Annotated in this window: 14 protein-coding genes; 9 read left to right on the top strand and 5 right to left on the bottom strand. The window is 55.8% G+C overall.

The window, feature by feature from the left end; translation table 11 throughout:
* Positions 1 to 73 precede the first annotated feature (73 nt).
* From R0J92_RS20785 to R0J92_RS20770, 4 genes are all read right to left on the bottom strand, one after another.
* Entirely contained in the window at positions 74 to 1,024 is a 951-nt protein-coding gene (locus tag R0J92_RS20785; protein ID WP_411053023.1) for a hypothetical protein, read from the bottom strand.
* A complete protein-coding gene (locus R0J92_RS20780) occupies positions 1,021 to 1,461 on the bottom strand; it encodes a hypothetical protein (RefSeq protein ID WP_411053022.1) in 441 nt (146 codons plus the stop codon). The genes R0J92_RS20785 and R0J92_RS20780 overlap by 4 nt, the downstream gene beginning before the upstream one ends.
* Positions 1,461 to 3,587 carry a type VI secretion system Vgr family protein gene (locus tag R0J92_RS20775; RefSeq protein WP_411053021.1) on the bottom strand — a complete coding sequence of 709 codons (2,127 nt, stop codon included), beginning with the start codon at positions 3,585 to 3,587 and terminating at the stop codon, positions 1,461 to 1,463. Before R0J92_RS20775 ends, R0J92_RS20780 begins: the two co-directional genes overlap by 1 nt.
* 431 nt (positions 3,588 to 4,018) lie before the next feature.
* Entirely contained in the window at positions 4,019 to 4,372 is a 354-nt protein-coding gene (locus tag R0J92_RS20770; protein WP_411053020.1) for a hypothetical protein, read from the bottom strand.
* A 319-nt stretch (positions 4,373 to 4,691) separates the two neighbouring features.
* Between R0J92_RS20770 and R0J92_RS20765 the strand changes: the two genes are divergently transcribed.
* The 6 genes from R0J92_RS20765 to R0J92_RS20740 all read left to right on the top strand — a co-directional run bounded on the left by R0J92_RS20765 (position 4,692) and on the right by R0J92_RS20740 (position 10,989).
* Positions 4,692 to 5,741 (top strand): dipeptidase, encoded by a 1,050-nt coding sequence (locus R0J92_RS20765; RefSeq protein ID WP_411053019.1) that lies wholly within the window; start codon positions 4,692 to 4,694, stop codon positions 5,739 to 5,741.
* 63 nt (positions 5,742 to 5,804) lie between these two features.
* Entirely contained in the window at positions 5,805 to 7,403 is a 1,599-nt protein-coding gene (locus tag R0J92_RS20760) for an ABC transporter substrate-binding protein (RefSeq protein ID WP_411053018.1), read from the top strand.
* A 67-nt stretch (positions 7,404 to 7,470) separates the two neighbouring features.
* On the top strand, positions 7,471 to 8,463 hold the full coding sequence (locus R0J92_RS20755; RefSeq protein WP_411053017.1) for an ABC transporter permease: 993 nt from the start codon (positions 7,471 to 7,473) through the stop codon (positions 8,461 to 8,463).
* Positions 8,460 to 9,377: an ABC transporter permease gene (locus R0J92_RS20750; protein WP_411053016.1), complete on the top strand. Its 918-nt coding sequence runs from the start codon at positions 8,460 to 8,462 to the stop codon at positions 9,375 to 9,377. The genes R0J92_RS20755 and R0J92_RS20750 overlap by 4 nt, the downstream gene beginning before the upstream one ends.
* Positions 9,374 to 10,231, top strand: coding sequence for an ABC transporter ATP-binding protein (locus R0J92_RS20745; protein WP_411053015.1), 858 nt, complete (start codon positions 9,374 to 9,376; stop codon positions 10,229 to 10,231). Before R0J92_RS20750 ends, R0J92_RS20745 begins: the two co-directional genes overlap by 4 nt.
* Positions 10,228 to 10,989, top strand: coding sequence for an ABC transporter ATP-binding protein (locus R0J92_RS20740; protein WP_411053014.1), 762 nt, complete (start codon positions 10,228 to 10,230; stop codon positions 10,987 to 10,989). Before R0J92_RS20745 ends, R0J92_RS20740 begins: the two co-directional genes overlap by 4 nt.
* Positions 10,990 to 11,261: 272 nt before the next feature.
* On the opposite strand, the gene R0J92_RS20735 is transcribed toward R0J92_RS20740, so the two are convergent.
* Positions 11,262 to 11,528, bottom strand: coding sequence for a winged helix-turn-helix transcriptional regulator (locus R0J92_RS20735; protein WP_411053024.1), 267 nt, complete (start codon positions 11,526 to 11,528; stop codon positions 11,262 to 11,264).
* Positions 11,529 to 11,678: 150 nt separating this feature from the next.
* Between R0J92_RS20735 and R0J92_RS20730 the strand changes: the two genes are divergently transcribed.
* The 3 genes from R0J92_RS20730 to R0J92_RS20720 all read left to right on the top strand — a co-directional run.
* Positions 11,679 to 12,155: a VOC family protein gene (locus R0J92_RS20730; protein WP_411053013.1), complete on the top strand. Its 477-nt coding sequence runs from the start codon at positions 11,679 to 11,681 to the stop codon at positions 12,153 to 12,155.
* A gap of 38 nt (positions 12,156 to 12,193) precedes the next feature.
* Positions 12,194 to 12,319, top strand: coding sequence for a hypothetical protein (locus R0J92_RS20725; protein ID WP_411053012.1), 126 nt, complete (start codon positions 12,194 to 12,196; stop codon positions 12,317 to 12,319).
* Positions 12,320 to 13,028: 709 nt separating this feature from the next.
* Positions 13,029 to 13,711: HYR domain-containing protein (locus R0J92_RS20720; protein ID WP_411053011.1), on the top strand; the 683-nt coding region annotated here is incomplete at its 3' end.

Genomic DNA, 13,711 nt, shown 5'->3' with positions numbered 1-13,711 from the left:
ACCGCTGAGAGCTTCCTTGGCTTCATAGACATCACGTCCATCCGCCTTTGGGTGCGCCTTTTGTCAACATGACCTAAGGCGCAAATTCGGAAATGTAGGATTGAGGTAGATCGCCGGCCCACCCGCCAACACTACCGGCCCATTCATTGTCCATAAAATGCTCCATTGATTGGTTTAGTTGAGGAAATATTCCTTGCCAAAAAGGATAGGATTTATCGGGAAAGACCTCCAGGTAGTCTTCAAATGTCCAAAAGAGGTATCCGGTATATGGTGGCAAATAAAGAAGAAATCTATTTGTTGTAAATATGTTGTTATCGCCCCCTTTGCGGAAGGGGCATCTATTATAAAAGTTATTATGCCACTCTCTTACCTGCCACTTGCAGTTGTACTTGCCGGCTGTATGACCTGGCATGCTAAATCCTGCAGAAGCGCTTCCCATCTCGATAGGGGGGAATGAATCATTGCTGTCTCCAGGGAAGCTAAAAGACAATTTATCCCACTGAATAATTACGAATGAACCACTAACAACTTCAACATCGCATGACGCTTCACTTAAATCGGCCAACGAAAATGGAGTGGCCGTGGTGCGATGCATATATTGCTTCTCCTCTTCGAGGTTGAAGCAAGTCTCCCAGATATTTGATTGAGCAAGTCGGTCTTGAAAAGGTTTGTCAGCGTTGGGAATGATTGGTTGATTTAACTTTCCCTCTAGTTGAGAATTGCTCCATGCCTGATCAATATCTTCTCGAACTTCGCCTCCTACCAAATCCCGAATGTCTTTGGCTGTCTTTGGAATGGATACAAACCCCTTCGGACCGATTGGTAGGCCCAAACCGATTCCGGTAAGGACGCAATGCGCAGAAACCAAATTATCCATACCATGCAGCAAGAAGTGAAATTCACAATCGTTCAGTGAAGCGGCCCCACCCAAGTATTGTACATACCAGGAGTTGGAAGGTGTTTCCCACCTCCCAATCCATTCGGATACTTTAGACAGGTCATTTCCGTAGGGGAACTGTGTCATTGGCCGCCCTCACGGCAAATGTGCCCACCTTGATCATCCACGTTATATATAGGATAAAATGTGCGGTTTTTGTATGACCCTACAATTTGACACTGCGGCTCAGACTGACATTTCTTTAAAACACGTTTTGCTTCATCAAGCCCGCACAACTCCCCCTTACATGGCTGGCTATAAAAGAATCCATTCCCATCTCTTGCCAGCAATCCTAGCGCGCTTTCTGATTGGATTGGAACTTGTGACAGATCCACTTCGCGGAAAGCGCGAACGCCTTTCACGACTGGAGGAGAAATATCTATTCCGTAGGTGAGCGCAGAACTGAACTTGACAGTTTCAGCCACATTCTCTTCGCAATATACACCTAGTGAAACTTTTTCTTCCTTGCATCCGGCTGCCAAAGTAACAAGGGAGATAGCGATTAACGTCTTCCTGTAATTCATCAGTTTATATCCACCCTCTTTCCTTTTATTGATACCTGTCCAGTGGCAAGTTCACTGATGCTCGTTCCATCAAGAATAATCGCGCCATTCGATTCCAAAATAATGCGCGCCTTTCCACACGACAGCACAAGCGTTTTGCTTGAGTTAAGGTTTAATGTAGCAGGCGTGTCCAAAGTGATGCCAGTTCTTGAGCTGATCTTGGTTTCCCTAGAAGACTGGATGTCAATATCCTCTCCGGTATTGATGTCTAAGCCTTTGGAAATATTGTAATCTATCGACTTTCCGATGGTCGCAATATAACTACCTTCGGTGTGAATTCGAAATGATCCATTTTCCGCCGCGCCAAGCCCGAGTTGCATTTTTCTCTTAAAATCGGGGAAAACTGTTGTAGCTCCTGACCTCGGAGCATGGTCATGCAATGCGCCGGCTCGCACTAACCTTTCACTCTTTCCAATTTTTCCAACCGTGAGCGACAGGCTTCCAAGATAGTTCTGATCAGATGACCCGCCTACTTGCTCCCTGCGAGAACCATTTATTGCACGAATTTCATTCCCGAAAACTTTTTCGTACCTATTTCGGCGGGTGACACTAGCGCTGTCACAGTTGGTCAAAAAGTTTAAGTCGCGTTGCGCATGAACAAATATCTCTTCCATCCCGTGGCGATCTTCGAACCTGAGTTCGTTGAACCCCTTGCCTTCATGTGTATCGGTTTTAAATGTCGACCTCGTCTTGTTTTCCGGCAACTCATAAGGCGGTCTGTTCTTCCCATTGTACACACAGCCAGTCACAATCGGTTTGTCCGGATCACCTCGCAGGTGTTCGACGATAACCTCCATGCCAATGCGGGGGATGACCATGCCACCCCAGCCCTTGGACGCCCAGTTCTGGCTAACCCGAACTCGCATGGTGTGCGCGCCATCCAGATCCCAGTGGAAACGGCACAAAATGCGACCGTGTTCGTCGCAATCGATCTCGCCTTCGCCAACTACAACTGCAGTCTCTGGTCCCTGCACACGGGGCCCTACAGTGCGGCGCTCGGGACGGAACGGTGCATCATCAGGGGTCAGCACATATGCCCCGTCATAGGGCGCGTCATCGGCTCCCGCGCTCCCAGACCCATAGGCCTGCGCCCGGAACCGGTGGGTGGCCTTGAGGCATACGAATGTGCGCCCCGTCGCATTGGGAACATCATCCCCGGTCAGTGAGACGCGCCAGCCCGCGCCGAGGGACACCACATCACCCTCAGCCCGGTGGCGTGGGGCCTGACCGCGCTCCGCTTCAAGACGACGCGAGACCACACCCCGGCCTTCGCCTTGGTTGAGGTAATCGCCGGGCCAGTCATAACTTTCGATATCGCCGCTTGGATGAGACGCATCAGAGAGTCGGTCAACTTCCTGTGCAGATGCGGGAATCTTGAAATTGTATTCTGTCAGCCGCACCGCGCCGGTGGTGATCCGCTCGCTCGCAGACCAATGGCGGAAATGCTCTTCCTCGTGCCGGTGGTACCCTTCGACGCCGAAGTACGGGCGCGACGATCCCGGAACTTCGGGCAGGCTGAGCGCCGCATCGGTGAGCAACAGCGTGTGTGACCCCGCTTCATGTCGCCAGGACCACGTAATGCCAAAACGCTCCAGCTGCCGGCGGATGAAATCCGCATCTGTCTCACCATATTGGACCGTGTACTCCAGCACCGGGTAGGCATCCATCACCCGCACTTCGAGGTGTGGGTTGCCCAATTCTGCGTAAGAACTGAGCACCTCTTGCACGATCTCGATGACGGTTTTGTTGTGGAAGATCCGCATATTGCGCCGCAGGCTGGCCACATGCAGCCAGGGGCGTAGGATCAAGTCATAGCGAAACCCATTCTCGAAGGCCCCGCGTTGCTCGGCTTCGCACACGATCCCGTCAAAGGCGCGCACACCCTGAGCGTGATTGATTTCAACGGTGGCATGGTTGCCAAGAAGGGCGCTGAGGTCGAGGGTGTTCTCGGTTGAAAGCGCTTCGACCCGCCACTCGAAATCCCCCGAAAGCTCCTCCGTACCGTCCATCCGCAAAAGAACAAGCGCGTCGGATCCCAGCACAGTTGTCAAACGCCCGAGCCGGGCTTCTTGCGTAAATACATTCATGAAACACAACCCTTTAAGTTGCGCGGGAGCATATCTTTCTCGCCTCAAGGATCAAGGGCGGAAAATCCGTACCAGTGGGGAAAATCACAATGGTGCAGTCACATCGGAGTGATTGTACGACGTCGCTGGAGCCGAGTTGAAGGTCCGCTCCCTGGATTGCAGCACGCCTTCGCTGCGTGTTGAATGAAGGTCGAGTTTGGGCCGCCTGCGGACCTCGCTGGGCATACAGAAGCCGCGGTCTGGCGCCTTTCTCCCTTGTCAGAATGAAACAGTGACCGATGCGAACTTCCGCAATCAACAATAATTCTGAAATAATATCGATGCGTTCAGGCTGTTCCTCTTCTTGGTGCGCGGATGTTGGAGTTTGGATAGCTGCTTCAGACCCTGTCGCCAGTCACAGCATCTCCGCAAGTTCCCCAGATAACTCAATCTCAAAGCCGGTGCTCCCCTCCAAGCATAGCGGATGTCACCCACTCACAGATAATAGACGCGTTCGGGAGGGGTGAAATGTGTAACTGTTCATACGGCGACCAGAGGACTTCGGATCCGAACATGAGCGGCTCCCGCATCCACCTTGTGAGCGATGCCTGCGTTCCTTCGGAGCTTTCAAAGCGGACGGGTTTCTGCGTCTTGCTCTGCAGAACCGAGGCGCGTTCCGTTATTTGGCCTGACGTCATGATATAGATCAGCTTCATATTCACGAGATCGCAGCCGCGTAGATTGCTGTCGTTGGCAAGATTGACAAGGGCCAGAGCACAACGGTTCTCGGCCAGCTCCAGCCGCACTCTGATTGCTCCGACATGTTTGGGCTTGAGCGGCTGCTTACCGAAACTGCCACCTTATGCTACCAGGTGACGTGCGCACCGCCACAGGCTTCCATCGCAACGACGCAGGCTGTCAGTTGACCGAAAACTCTAGAACTTGATGCCACCGGGGCGGTCACATCATCAAAGCCTGGAGCATGTCACAGAGCTTGCGCATTACTTAGCAATTGAACAAAGTAACTGAGTGATCTGTTGTGAGTTGACGATGTGCCGAAATCCAACAGACGCCTGATAATTCTGAAGGCCACGCTGTGAAATGCTTATATTTATTAGGTAGATAATGAAAGAACCGCTGATTTTCGATGGCCACAATGACCTGCTACTGCGCCTCCACAACAAAGACGTGGCGCTTGATGACACCGGCGTCTTTGGCGACGGCGGGCGCCAAATTGACCTCCATAAAGCCGAAGTTGGCGGTTTTGGCGGTGGCTTCTTTGCAATTTTTGTGCCGGGCGCGGAGTCCATCTCTCACAACGACGAGATGATGAAAGAGGCCTATGATTTGCCCTTGCCCCCGATGCTGGACTGGCAAGACGCAATCAAAGTGGCACTGTCACAGGCCGCCATTCTGATCGAGCTTGAACAGCGTGACGCCCTTCGCATTTGCCGCAACACTGCCGACATTCGTGCCGCTATGGCCGGAGGCCGGATGGCGGCCGTCATGCATATGGAGGGCGCCGAAGCGATCGACCCGGATTTCAATACTTTGGAGGTGCTCCACGCCGCTGGTTTGCGCTCGCTCGGTCCGGTCTGGAGCCGCCCTACACGCTATGGCCACGGGGTTCCGTTCCGCTTCCCATCCAGCAGTGATACCGGCGACGGGCTTACTCCGGATGGCGTACGTCTGGTCAAACGCTGCAACGCACTGAAGATCATGATTGATCTTTCCCATATGAATGAGGCCGGTTTCTGGGATGTGGCGCGCAACAGTGATGCGCCTTTGGTTGCCACCCATTCCAATGCCGGGGCCCTCACACTGCACAGCCGCAACTTGTCGGACCGCCAGCTGCACGCAATCCGCGACAGCGACGGGATGGTTGGCCTGAACTTCGCAGTTGCCTTTCTGCGCGAAGATGGCCGCATGGATGAGAACACGCCGATTTCGCGAATGCTGGATCATCTGGATTATCTGATGGCGGAACTCGGCGAAGATCGCGTTGGCATGGGATCTGATTTCGACGGGGCCGCCGTGCCTGCAGAAATCGGGACCATCGCTGGCCTGCCCGCGCTGCGCAAGGCTATGGTCGCGCGTGGCTATGACGCGGCGCTGATGAAAAAGCTATGCCATGAGAATTGGTTGCGCGTTCTGGGGACAACCTGGGGCGAATAACCACAATAGCCGGGCAAAACCGGCATCACATAAAGACCAACTCACAATCAGGGAGTTCTTTAAATGAACGCTTTTACGAGACTGATCAGCTCAGCCGCTCTGGGGCTTGCCTTGGGGGTCACCACGCTACCAGCGGTGGCTGCGACGCCGGACAATATGCTGGTGATAGCAAACCGCATTGATGACATCACTACGATGGACCCGGCGCAGAGCTTTGAATTCGCGGGTGCAGACGTCATTCGCAACATGTATGGCAAGCTGGTAAACTTTGATCCGCTCGACCTTGAGGCCGGCTACCAACCGGATCTGGCCGAGAGTTGGACCGTGTCGGAAGACGGCAAGACCATCACGTTTAGCATGCGTGAGGGTGTGAAGTTCCACTCCGGCAATCCCGTGCGGGCAGAGGACGCGGCGTTCTCGCTGAAGCGGGTCATCAGACTGAACAAGACACCAGCATTCATCCTGACACAGTTCGGGTTTACGCCTGAAAACGTGGATGAGGTTATCACGGTCGATGGCAATACCGTGTCGATCACCACGGATAAACGCTATGCTACGTCGTTTGTTTTGAACTGCCTGACAGCGACACTGGGTGCGATTGTCGACGAAAAACTGGTGATGGAGCATGAGAAGGATGGCGATTTGGGCAACGAGTGGCTGATGACCAACTCTGCCGGATCCGGTCCCTACACACTGACCTCGTGGAAGCCCAAGGAAAGCGTCACGCTGACCGCGAACCCCGATTACTACGACGGCGCGCCTGCCATGCAGCGTGTCATCGTGCGCCACGTACAGGAGAGCGCGACCCAGCGCCTGATGCTGGAGCGCGGTGATGTGGATGTGGCGCGTGACCTGACCCCCGCGGATGTGGATGGTCTGGACGGCGTAGAGGGTGTGGCAATTCAACGTGAAATGCGTGGCCGCCTGATGTATGTATCCTTCAACCAAAAGCACCCCGAGCTCTCCAAGCCGCAGGTCCGTCAGGCGCTGAAATACCTGATCGACTATGAGGGAATGGAAAACAGCTTCCTCAAGAACTGGTATGTGAAGCACCAGAACTTCCTGCCCAAGACCTATCTGGGTGCCGTGGATGAGAACCCGTTTTCGCTCAACGTGGAAAAGGCCAAAGAGCTTCTGGCAGAGGCTGGCGTTGCTGACGGTCTGGAACTGACCGTGGGCGTGCGCGAGGCGCAGGAACGGCTGGAGATTGCGCAATCTCTGCAAAACACCTTTGCGCAGGCCGGTATCAAGCTGAACCTTGAGGTCGGCACTGGCAAGCAGGTGCTCGGCAAATACCGGGCGCGCGAGCTGGACATCTACCTTGGCGCATGGGGACCGGACTATCCCGATCCGCAGACCAACGCGGGCACATTTGCCTATAACCCCGACAACTCAGATGAGGCCAACGCCACCGGCCTTCTGGCATGGCGCAACGCATGGGACACCAGCGGGCTGACCAAAGAGGTTGAGGCAGCTGTGGTCGAAGGCGACACTGAAAAGCGTGCCGAGATGTATCACCAGATCCAGGCTCAGTTCCGTGAAACCTCACCCTTCGCGGTGATGTTCCAGTTGGTCGAACAGGCCGGCATCAATGAGAATGTCGAAGGTCTGAACCTTGGCGGCGCGATCACAGCTGCGGCGTACTGGGACGTGACCAAGTAATATGGCTTTTTACAGCAACGTCCCGAAGAGGCAGCCTTGGCTGCCTCTTCCCCCATGGGCGCGAAGCATGGGGATCACCCTGCTGTCCGTGTCTATTACCATGCTCGGCCTTCTGTTCGTCACCTTCCTGATCGGGCGAGTCATGCCGATTGACCCGGTTCTGGCAGTTGTGGGCGAACGGGCAAGCGAAGAGCAATACAATGCGGTGTATCAAGAGCTCGGCCTTGATCGCTCACTCCTTATGCAGTTTTTCTACTATGTCGGGGATGTGTTGCAGGGCGATTTCGGCAAGTCGCTCCTGACTGCGCGCCCGGTGTCCGAGGACATCGCCCGTGCTTTTCCCGCGACGTTCGAGCTGGCCACCATCGGCATTATTTTCGGCTGTGTCCTTGGCGTGCCACTTGGGGTCGTCGCCGCCGTGCGTCGGGGAAGCTGGGTGGACCAGGTTGCCCGCGTGGTAGCGCTTGTGGGATATTCGATGCCTATCTTCTGGCTCGGCCTCATGGGGCTCTTACTCTTTTACGGCGTGCTGGGTTGGGTCGGCGGGCCCGGACGGCAGGGGATCTTTTACGAGGATATGATCCCATCGGTGACTGGCATGATCCTTGTGGATTCAATCATTGCGGGAGATTGGGGCGCGTTTCGGGATGCCTTTTCCCATATCGTACTGCCCGCCTCGCTCTTGGGCTATTACTCGCTGGCCTATATCAGCCGCATGACGCGCTCCTTCATGCTAGAGCAGCTCTCGGCGGAGTATATCACCACCGCCCGCGTCAAGGGCATGAGCGAGTGGGCCGTGGTCATGAGCCATGCGTTCAAAAACATCCGCGTTCAGCTCATCACCGTGATCGCCCTGTCTTATGCGAACCTCTTGGAAGGCTCGGTGCTGACCGAGATCATCTTCTCGTGGCCGGGGATCGGCAACTACATCACCACGGCGCTACTGTCTGCGGATATGAACGCGGTCCTTGGGGGCACAGTGGTTGTTGGATTGGTGTTTATTGCGCTCAATGTCTTCTCCGATCTTCTCTACAAAGTCTTTGACCCGAGGTCGAAATGAGCAGCCAGACCATGACACTCCGAGAGTGGCTATTGACGGAGGCGCCAACCTCGCGCCGTCAGGCCAAACTGGCCGCCTATTACAAGGGTTGGCTGACGTTGCGGGCCAATCACATGGCGATGGCGGGCCTGGCAATCATCCTTTTGTTGGTTGGCGTTGCCATATTCGCGCCTCTGATTGCGCCGCATGATCCCTACTTTCAGGACCTTGGTAACCGGCTTCAGCGCCTGGGCACCGAGGGGCATATCCTCGGGACGGATTCACTGGGGCGCGACATCCTCAGCCGTCTGATCTGGGGCGCACGGATCACGCTTTATATCGTGGCGCTGGTGGCGATGATTGCACCAATCGCCGGACTTCTGGTCGGAACCATTTCCGGGTACGCGGGCGGCTGGGTCGATATCGTACTGATGCGGGTGACGGATATCTTCCTCGCGTTTCCGCGCCTTGTGCTGGCGCTGGCTTTTGTGGCGGCTCTGGGGGCAGGTATCGAGAATGCGGTTCTGGCGATCTCTCTCACCGCATGGCCGCCTTATGCGCGTCTGGCGCGGGCTGAAACCCTGACCATCCGCTCGTCGGATTTTATCAGCGCGATCCGGCTCCAAGGGGCAGGGCCGCTCTTAATAATCACCAGACACATCTGGCCGCTTTGCATCAGCTCGCTGATCGTGCGGGTAACGCTGGATATGGCGGGGATCATTCTGGCGGCGGCGGGTCTTGGCTTTCTGGGTCTTGGTGCGCAGCCTCCGAGCCCTGAATGGGGGGCGATGATTTCCGAGGGCCGCCGGTTCATTCTGGATTACTGGTGGGTTGCCACCATGCCAGGTCTGGCCATCTTCACTGTCTCGCTGGCCTTCAACCTTTTGGGCGACGGTCTGCGCGATGTGCTCGATCCAAAGGACAGCACCTCATGACGACACTTCTGGATATTGAAAACCTCTGGGTGAAGTTTCCGACCCGCAGCGGCATATTCGACGCGGTGCGCGGCGTAAGCTTCTCGCTCGGCAAAGAGCGCCTCGGCATCGTGGGTGAAAGCGGCTCTGGCAAATCCATGACCGGGCGCGCCATCCTGCGACTGATACGCAAACCCGGCATTGTCGAGGCAGGCCATATCAACCTGCACGACACCAACCTTCTGGATCTGTCTGAGCGTCAGATGCGCAAGGTGCGGGGCGAGCAGATCTCTATGGTGATGCAGGATCCCAAGTTCTCGCTCAACCCGGTTGTGACCGTGGGGGATCAGATCATCGAAGCCTACCGGTTGCATGCCAAGGCTAGCAAGTCCGATGCCCGCACCAAGGCCATTGAGATGTTGGAGGCGGTGTCGATCCGGGACCCGGAGCGGGTGATGAAGGCCTATCCGCACGAGATGTCGGGCGGCATGGGGCAACGTATCATGATCGCTATGATGCTGATCCCGAACCCGGAAATCCTGATCGCGGATGAACCCACTTCGGCGCTGGATGTTTCCGTGCAGGGGCAGGTGTTGTCGATCATGGACAAGTTGGTGCGCGAACGCGGCATGGGGCTGATTTTTATCAGTCACGACCTCAATCTGGTGTCGCAGTTCTGTGATCGGGTGCTGATCATGTATGCTGGCCGCATCGTCGAGGTCTGCGATGCGGATAAGCTGCATGAAGCAACACACCCCTATACCCAAGGGCTGCTGGGGTCTTTACCGCGGTTCCATCAGCCCAAAGCGCGGCTTCAGGTGCTGGAACGTGATCCCGCATGGAGAGATGCGGCAAGCGTGGAGGGCAGGCCATGAGCATAGCCATCGATATTAAGGGGTTGAGCGTTTACTTCGGCGACAGTCACAATCTTTTTCAAGCCGTCAAAGGTGCGACATTCTCCGTCCAAAGCGGTGCAAGCTTTGGTCTGGTGGGCGAGTCCGGATCAGGCAAATCCACGATCCTGAAGGCGATCACCGGCCTTGCGCCTTATTGGGAAGGCGAGATGACCATCGCCGGCCGGTCGCTCGCGGGCAAGCGCGATCAGGCCTTTTACAAGACGGTGCAAATGGTGTTTCAGGACCCCTATGCGTCGCTGCATCCGCGTCAGTCGGTCGATCAGGTACTGTCTGAGACCCTGCGTCTGCATGGGTTCAAGGACATCAATGATCGGGTCGATCAATTGCTGAAGGATGTGGGTCTTGGAGTTGCGTTTCGCTTCCGCTACCCGCATCAGCTCTCGGGCGGCCAGCGGCAGCGTGTTGCCATCGCCCGTGCCCTTGCACCGAACCCCAAGATCCTGCTGCTGGATGAGCCGACCTCGGCGCTGGATGTCTCGGTGCAGGCCGAGATCCTCAATCTATTGACGGATCTGCAGGCAGAGCATGACCTGACCTATGTCATGGTTTCTCACGACCTCGCGGTGGTCGGACATATGTGTGAGACTGCAGCGGTGATGCGCAATGGCGAGATGGTAGAGGTGCTGAGCATTGAGGACATGCGCGCAGGCAAAACCGCACATGACTACACAACACAGCTATTGAACGCTTCGGAAAACCGGATCGCGTCCGTATAGACGGCACTGTGAAGTGCAATGCAGGTTGGCTTTCATGATGGAACTGCCCGCCGACGGTATCGCTGTGCCAAGGTGGATCTTCGATGCTTCGCAAAGGAGGGCGGTCATGTCGGAGAATATTACTATTGCAGAAGAGCATTCTGCGGCACCTTGCGTGAAAGTCGCATAGGGGCTGGCTGCCGTCATCTGAGGACTGGGACCAGATGCTGGCGCTCTGCAACTCTGCTGCCGCATCGCCGCAAGTCGGCTCGGAGCTCTCAATGCGGGTTAATTCAGCCACCAGTTTTGCTGCGAGCTCTCTGCCATCGAGCAATATCCCCCAGAATTTCAATTAGCTGGCTTCCGTCAGGTGACAGGGAGTACCGGGTGCCGCCAGCCGAGCGTTCGACAAGACGATCTTTCTCAAGTTCGCGCAACGCTCTGACACACACCCTTCGGTCCGCCACGGCGAGACGACCTTGCAGAGCTGGTATATCACTCTCAGTTTCCGAAAGCGCCATAAGGATAGATGCTTTCCACTGTCCTCGAATGGCTTGCATACCAACCGCAAGATCACACCATTGATGCAGGTTCGCTCGATTTCGCTCTTGTGTCGTGGTGGGCGTATGAGACCTTCTGTCAAAATTGTCAGGCTTGTTCATGGGGCCTCAGGGCTGAATACCGATCTCTCGTAATATGGAGACGAGAGTATGACTGAGCAACTATTTGTCGGGTTTCACCATTTTGCCCTGCGCACCCCAGATTTGCAGCGTTCGATCACGTTCTACAAAGCGTTAGGTTTCCGGCAAGTGCATGAGTGGGCATTGCCCGATTATGGGATTGAGCGTGCTGTCATGATGCAAGCTGCTGATAATCGAAGCTGGATCGAGATTTTCGATCTAGAGGCAGGTATCCCGATGCAGGGCCTAGGTGCAAAAGCTGGCCATGCTATCGCGACCGGGGCACTCGCGCATGTCTGCCTGACGGTCACTGACTTGACGAACGCATGCGCGCAGATCCTAGACGCGGGCGCGACGCATCTGCATGGCCCTGAAACTCTGAGACTTGGCCAACCTGAGGTGAGCGTAGAAAACGCGATCTTTGAAGGTCCGGCTGGGGAAGTGATTGAACTACTGCAGCATGTTCGTTTTCCGGGTGATCTGCCGGATGGCTTCTGCCAGCTGTAGGATCACACGGTCCGCGCAAAAAGGGCAAAGACAGAGAGATGGTCGATGTCCTGTCATTGGTTTTTCAGCACAATGAGGAAGACATCCTGAGCGCAGTGGAACGGGCGCTGGAAGCGGGTGTGCCAACTAAAACGCATATCCTGAACCTGGCTCACATCGATTGATTGCTCGCAAACCGACAGCCCCCCCAGAGGTCGATCTGCCTGACGTACTCGCATTGCAAACAACTCCAGAAGCAAACGTAGATCGCCATGACGGACTGAGACAGGCCGGGGGAGGCGCCATGCGTCATGCCCCAGCTCTGATGCATCAAAGCAGGCACCAGATCAAATTACACGCTGCAGCTGATTAATGCTCTGATATGGCCGATTTTTAAAATTGCGAGCACGGGCGGCAACGCGCGCCAGCCCCTCTCACGTCGCAACGGCTTGCGCTGCCGGAGCCTTCGTGGGCAGCGCCCGCCCTGCGCGCGGAAAAACATAATGCGGAAAAGGCTTTGCAAAGCGAGCGGCACTTCCCTGCCGGCTACGTCTCACATTCACGCTTTGGCAACTGTTGCGCAGTTAAAGCTCAGATCCATTGAACGTAGAACGCACAGTTTCGGGCGAAGGATGAATTATGAAACAAGATATTCTTTGGCGGGCAAGAACCGCTTTGGTTGCTGGACTATCAGCCGTGTCGCTGATGGCCCCAACGATCAGCCACGGGTTTACTGATGCGGATTATGTGGACGAGACTGTACAGGTAGGTCCCTCTTGCGATGTGCGGATGACTGTTTCTTCGTCGGAATTTGCCGCTGTCTACATTGAGTACCCACAGTATGTCGCTGGCGGGAAGTACTATTTGTCTGGAAACGTAACTGACTGGCCCGCAATGACAGTCAGCAATCTCGCAACCTGCCTTGATACGCCCGAGGGCAACATTTCCGGCTTCACGGCTCACGTTACCGACGCGACATTTGCAACTGAGACCTACTTGGGATTTTCCTTCACCCTGGCGACATCGACCGCCCATCTGACTGCGGGGCACCATGAGTTCTCGATAAACGGGCATGCCACGGATACGGAAGCCCCGGTGTTGACCGCCCCCAGTGCGCAGACCTCCGGCACCGATAGCGAAGCGTCGACCGCCTCCATCGATGTGACCAGCCTCGGCTCTGTCAGTGACAACGTCGATAGCAGCCTCTCAATCACCTACAAGGTTGGCGGCACCACGCTGACCGGCGCCTATGACTTCCCTGTGGGCGAGACCACTGTCACCATGGATGCGCAGGACGCCGCGGGCAATGCCGCCACGCAAGTCAGCTTTACCGTCACCGTCAGTGATGATGAGGCCCCAGCTCTGACCGCCCCCAGTGCGCAGACCTCCGGCACCGATAGTGAAGCACCAACCGCCTCCATCGATGTGACCAGCCTCGGCTCTGTCAGTGACAACGTCGATAGCAGCCTCTCAATCACCTATAAGGTCAGCGGCACCACTCTGACCGGCGCCTATGACTTCCCTGTGGGCGAGACCACCGTCACCATGGATGCGCAGGACGCCGCGGGCAATGCCGC

Origin of the sequence: Tritonibacter sp. SIMBA_163 (assembly GCF_046535935.1) — a bacterium.
In the GTDB taxonomy this organism is placed as follows: Bacteria; Pseudomonadota; Alphaproteobacteria; order Rhodobacterales; family Rhodobacteraceae; genus Epibacterium; species Epibacterium scottomollicae.
The sequence above is the reverse complement of the archived record's forward strand: the minus strand, read 5'-3'. Positions and strand labels throughout refer to the sequence as shown.